This window comes from Rhodanobacter sp. 7MK24 (assembly GCF_014842995.1).
Lineage (GTDB): Bacteria > Pseudomonadota > Gammaproteobacteria > Xanthomonadales > Rhodanobacteraceae > Rhodanobacter_A.
In genome coordinates this window covers 1-349 of the sequence record NZ_JACYXL010000034.1, presented here as the reverse complement: position 1 = coordinate 349, position 349 = coordinate 1, and the positions used below count along the sequence as shown (strand labels likewise).

The following is a 349-nucleotide window of genomic DNA, read 5'->3' as shown; positions in this document are numbered from 1 at the left end:
CGGCCTGCCCAAGATCATTCGCAGCGACAACGGCAAGGAGTTCTGCGGCAAGGCGATGGTTACCTGGGCCCACGAGCGTGGCGTGCAACTGCGCCTGATCGAACCGGGCAAACCGAACCAGAACGCCTACATCGAATCGTTCAACGGACGTTTGCGCGACGAGTGCCTCAACGAACACTGGTTTCCCAGCTTGCTACACGCACGTACCGAGATCGAAACCTGGCGCCGGGAATACAACGAGGAGCGACCGAAGAAGGCGTTGGGCGGGCTGACACCCGCCGCCTATGCTGAGCAGTTAAAGTAACCCTGGGCTCTAAATTGCCCCGCTACTGAAAGCGGGGGGACGTCG

At 60.5% G+C, this 349-nt stretch carries 1 protein-coding gene; it reads left to right on the top strand.

Annotation, left to right across the window (positions count from 1 at the left end; translation table 11 throughout):
* Positions 1-304, top strand: a 304-nt coding sequence (locus tag IHE49_RS18385; protein WP_192160671.1) for an integrase core domain-containing protein, incomplete at its 5' end; no start/stop codon positions are given.
* Positions 305-349: the final 45 nt, after the last annotated feature.